At 59.8% G+C, this 4,505-nt stretch carries 1 protein-coding gene and 3 pseudogenes; 2 read left to right on the top strand and 2 right to left on the bottom strand.

The annotated features are described in order from the left end of the window. Positions 1-124: 124 nt before the first annotated feature. Positions 125-496, top strand: a pseudogene (locus VSR34_RS37475) (DDE-type integrase/transposase/recombinase); the annotation flags it as partial. A gap of 65 nt (positions 497-561) precedes the next feature. Here VSR34_RS37475 and VSR34_RS37470 read toward each other — a convergent pair. Continuing rightward, positions 562-866 (bottom strand): annotated as a pseudogene (locus tag VSR34_RS37470) (AAA family ATPase); the annotation flags it as partial. Between the two features lie 1,376 nt (positions 867-2,242). Beyond that, positions 2,243-2,798: pseudogene (locus tag VSR34_RS37465) on the bottom strand (IS110 family transposase); the annotation flags it as partial. Between the two features lie 86 nt (positions 2,799-2,884). On the opposite strand from VSR34_RS37465, the gene VSR34_RS37460 reads away from it, so the two are divergent. Next, a complete protein-coding gene (locus tag VSR34_RS37460) occupies positions 2,885-3,946 on the top strand; it encodes an IS110 family transposase (RefSeq protein ID WP_342965121.1) in 1,062 nt (353 codons plus the stop codon). The last annotated feature ends 559 nt before the right edge of the window (positions 3,947-4,505 follow it).

Raw genomic sequence — 4,505 nt, 5'->3', positions numbered from 1 at the left:
TCATTCGTCGCTCGGCTTTGTATCGCCGGTTCAGTTCCTGCAAGACTGGATCAAAGCTCAGCAGACCAAGGATGCTGCCGCGTAACCAGAGGCCTCTGGAAGGCGAAAAACCGAGGGAACCTCATTCCTGCTCAGGGCCAGGCGGGACAAGGTCGCTGCCCGGCGGTTCTTTGAAAAGGCGATTGCCCATAATGGTACGCCAGAGACCGTGACCATCGACAAAAGCGGTTCCAATCTGGCCGCACTGGATGCGGTGAATGCCGATCGCGAGACACCGATCAAGGTCCGCCAGATCAAGTACCTGAACAACATTGTCGAACAGGACCATCGGGCTATCAAACGCCGGCCCCGGCCGATGCAGGGATTCAAGAACTTCCACCGTGCGAGGATCATTCTCGGCGGCCTCGAGGTAATGCACATGATCAGGAAAGGACAGATGAAATGTGCGGGCAAAGCCCCGTCGTCGGCTTCCCGGCAGTTTTACTCCCTTGTGTCATACGCAATACTTATCATATCGACATTTCTCGTCCCGACACCCTTACTGCAACAGAACCCAGGTAACCGGCGCTTCCATGCCGTGAATGTGGTAACGCCGTCCGGCGCGTACTTGCCGAGTGCTTCGCGGTCCTTGTCGGTGAGATCGGTGAAGGTGACTTGAACCTCGATGTTCTCAGTCGTGACCCCGAAGGAACAGTCCTTCTCCGTTAGCGAGCCGGGCTTACCGTTAAAGTACCATCGAGTGCACGAAGCACAGTTGACTTCCCGGTACCGTTCGGCCCGATGAATGTCGTGACGGAATCGAAGGGGGGGATCGTCACGTCTTTCAACGTGCGGAAGTTGCTGATGCGAACGGATTGGATCTTCATTGGGGGATTCGCGCTTTTTGTGCCTTTTGCCGAGGACGGAGTTGCCGACACCGACTCGCTACCTGAATGAGCAGTCTATCGCCGGCTCATTCGTTAACCTTGAGCACGCCGCGACTTGGCGACCTACGACAGTCCGGTTTGGTAGCGCAGTGGAAGCCGTTGACGCGTGTACGCGGAGATCTATATACGCGAATCCCAGGAGCTATGCTTTCCGGAGGGGACGGGGCGGCGTCCGGGAAATGTTTGAGCGAGGATCGCAAGTCGGGACATCTGATTGAGGTCGAAACGTCGCCAGTCAGGGAGTCTACCGTTGCTACTTTGCCCCCCGTCTGATAGCCGAGAACTTGCCTGATTCCATTTGTAACGCCGTATATATGGGGTTCGGCAATTCGCAGAAGATTGCGATCACACAATTTTATCAGTTGTTTTATTCTCGATGGCCAATAAGATCAGCTTCTCCATATGCCCCCCGTTTTCTCACTCGGCAAGTCTGCACGACGTGGAGCCAGCGGTCGGTGTCACAAAGGCAATACTTGCCACCAAATCATTCGTATGTTCAATGTAGGCGGTATTCGTTGCCGAAGCCAGAACGAATTGGCCGATCGCAAGAGAAAAATTGCAGAACACGAAAATCCAGATCAAGCAGGTGAAGGCGCTACCCGCGATCAGCAACAAGCGCCCCGGAGCGCCCCGTTGGTGGCGCCTCCTGGACGTCTTCCCCTGACCGAGGCTGTGTCAAAACTCGAAACTACACGGTTTTCGGGTGTCGCTTTACCCTTCCCGAAGTGCCGCGAAGCCGATACAGAGCGTTCTGGTGCGTCGACTTTCGCGCTCGATGTCGAAGTCGCACGTTTTGACACAGCCTCGGCCGACCCATGCCGCGGTCCCACTAGGATTCAAGTTCGCGTAATCGAGCCAGCGCATGGGCGGCGTGCAGAGGCCAGCGATAGCCGGCACAAGCACAATTCGAGCTTTCCCAGTCGGTACGCCGGTCATTTGAACGGAGCGCCTTCAGAGCCAGATCAAATTAACCGCCTATCTAGGCCGCAGGTGTGCAGGGGCTAAACGTGCTTATTTTAGTTAACCCGTGAGCTTGGAAAATAATAGAACTTGCGTTCTATCCAACAGAACGACAGAGTGGGTGCTGATCGGCTATGTGGATGCACCACAAAGACGGAGACAGTATGTCCAAACCCGCCCGCGTCCAGCGCGGAATCAGCCTTTACAGCTAGCAGGAGGAGTTCTTCCTGCGCAAGCTGGACCTCGAGCTGCATTGCCGAGGCGGCGAAAATCGGCGCGAACGGCATCAAGAATCGGGTCATACGTCACCCCTGAATTTAACATAAAAGAAATTAGCGAAGTTTTGGTTGGTTGGTGTTGATGCGCGTCAGGTCGACCCCCGCCCAGCGTGCGAGGGCCGTGCGCGCATCAAACTGCGGCGTGTTCTTGCCGCGCCGCTTGCCCGGCCCGCTGAGCTCCACGTCGTGACGGCCGAGCGGGATGAGCAGCGCCTCGATCTTTGCATCGCACTCAAGAATGCGTTGGGCGAGGCTGTCGAACATCTCGCCAGTGCCTGGCCGAGCACGAACAGGTGTTCCTCGCGCCAGTTGCCTGTGAGTGCGCCCGCTGGATCTCGGCGGCGCTGGCTTTCACGCGGCCGTGGCCGTGGCTGGCCAGTACCTTCGGGTCGCGCTCGCCGGCGACGATGGCGCGCACGATCGCCTGGCCGGTCATGCCCATCACGTCGGTGAGCACCTCGGTGAGCTGCAGGTTCATCTGCACCAGCGCCTTCTGCATGCGCAGCACCCAGTTGCCCTGCTCGGTGAGCAGCACCTCACGCTGGCGCGCTACCGCGCGCACCACGCAGACCTCGTCGCCCGGGCGCCAGGCCGCGCGCAGCAGCCCCAGGCTCATGAGCTTCTGCAGCCACTGAATCGGTAAGGACTTCCCCGATCACCGGAACCGTCTGGTGCCATCATGGCTAGCGCTATACAACCTTTCCGCGAAGGGGGGAAGTCATGGACAAGATTACGCGCGTTGGTGTCGATCTGGCGAAGAACGTCATGCAGATCCATGCGGTCGATAGTGCCGGGCGTGTCGTAGTACGCAAAGCGATCAGGCGCGAGCAATTCGTGAGCTGGTTTGCCAATCTGGAACCGTGCCTGGTCGCGATGGAAGCCTGCAGCGCGGCGCACCACTGGGCCCGCAAGCTACGTACGCTCGGACACGACGTGCGCCTGATTCCCCCGCAGTTTGTCGCACCCTACCGCAAGGGTGGCGCTCACGTGAAGAACGACGCACTCGATGCCGAAGCGACCTGCGAAGCGGCGAGCCGCCCGCACATGCGTTTTGTCCCGGTCAAGTCAACCGCCCAGCAAAGCGTGCTGGTGCTCCACCGGATGCGCATTGGCTTTGTCGAGGAGCGCACCGCGCTGGTGAACCGGTTGCGCGGGTTGCTCGCCGAGTTCGGCGTGTTCTTGCCGCAAGGCATCGGTCAGTTGCGCAAGCATTTCGTTGACCGCGTTGAAGATGGCAGCAATGAGCTGGCAGGGCCGGCGCGCCAAGCCCTGATGCGTGGCTGGGCGCAATGGCAGGCGCTGGATGAGGAAATCGCCTGGCTTGACCGGCAGATCGCCGAGCATGCCCGCCACGACCCGCAAGCGCAGCGTTGCATGGACGTGTGCGGCGTGGGCCGCATGACGGCGTCGGCCGCAGTGGCGACGGTGGTCGATGCACGCCAGTTCAAGAACGGCCGGCAGATGGCCGCCTGGCTGGGCATTGTGCCCAGCCAGAAAAGCAGCGGCGCCAAGCAGCGGCTCGGGCACATCACCAGACAGGGCAATGACTATCTGCGAACCCTGCTGTTTCAGGGCGCGCGATCGGCCGTCCTCACTGCCCACCGGCGCGATGACCGGCTCTCGCGCTGGATTATCCAGCTTCAGGCCCGCGTGGGCTACTACAAGACCCTGGTTGCTGTGGCCAACAAGCACGCACGTATCCTATGGGCAGTGCTCGCCAAAGGCGAACGGTTCGATCCGTCCTACGCGCCCGCGCGCACACGCGGGGCGGCGGGCGCGTGAAACCGCAAACCAGCCCCATCAACTCACTTACCGTTGAGGACGCAATCGACAAGGATAGCGACAGGTCAGACCGGCAGCGGGCGAACTCGAAGGATTGTGAGACGCTACACCGCATGTATTCGCCGTCCACTGGATGGAGTCCTGCTGCGCGGTTACTATCCGGGCCAAGGCGCGGTTGTGACATGCGCCCCAGAAAGGCCGTTTATAGGCATGCAGTCTGTCTCGCCGCCAACCTTTGTTGCTCCAGTCCCCCTCACTGACCCGATACAGGAGCCAGACAAATGAACCGCTAAACCCAGCTTGCTAAAACGGGGAAGTCCTTATAGGAAGTCCTTATAGGCAATCCTGCACGTCGCTCTTGCGACCCGGCACGTACTTCATCTGCCGCGCATCAACGAGCCACACGCTCAAGCCGCGCTGCTCGAGCACTTCGGAGCGCGGTACGATGACATGCCGCGTTCATCTGGTGTCTGGGCAACGCGAAGTGCTGCCGGATCGGGCCGAAGCACGAAAGAAACGCCTGCGTGCGACGCGCATCGCGAAAACCGCACATCTGGCG

The organism is Paraburkholderia sp. JHI2823 (assembly GCF_038900695.1).
Taxonomy (GTDB): Bacteria; Pseudomonadota; Gammaproteobacteria; order Burkholderiales; family Burkholderiaceae; genus Paraburkholderia; species Paraburkholderia mimosarum.
The sequence above is the reverse complement of the archived record's forward strand: the minus strand, read 5'-3'. Positions and strand labels throughout refer to the sequence as shown.